Source organism: Acetobacter okinawensis, from assembly GCF_002153655.1.
Lineage (GTDB): Bacteria > Pseudomonadota > Alphaproteobacteria > Acetobacterales > Acetobacteraceae > Acetobacter > Acetobacter okinawensis_A.
Genome location: NZ_JOPJ01000075.1, coordinates 1 through 392, shown reverse-complemented (window position 1 = coordinate 392; position 392 = coordinate 1). Strand labels below are relative to the sequence as shown.

The window sequence follows — 392 nt, the reverse complement described above, 5'->3', positions numbered from 1 at the left end:
AGCGAGGGCCGCCAGAGCATCTGGTCCACAATGCCGTACACCATCCAGTTGCCACGGTCCCAGCGCGGGGTGCCCCCATTAGCCCCAAGCGACGTTCCATCCGTGTTGTAGCGGTAGTCGGGGAAGCGCCCCGTGTCGTAAAAACCACCCAGCTTGTACACGCCGGGCAGGCCGGGGTCTTTGGTGACCTTGGACATGTCATCGGGCTGGGGGTTAATGGCGTATTGCAGCTCGGTCATGAGCAGTGCACCCGTGCCCATGTTGAACCTGGTGCCCGAGGCATTGCCGTTAGCGTTCTGGTTGGTGGGGTCCTCCGGGTTGCCACCCTGAATGCCAAAGGAGTTGGAGGTATTGCCCGGCGGGTTGTCATCGGCTGCGGCGAACATGACGGT

Annotated in this window: 1 protein-coding gene; it reads right to left on the bottom strand. The window is 62.2% G+C overall.

Translation table 11 applies throughout. The annotated features are described in order from the left end of the window. Nucleotides 1-392: carbohydrate porin (locus HK26_RS12785; RefSeq protein WP_143296377.1), on the bottom strand; the 392-nt coding region annotated here is incomplete at both ends.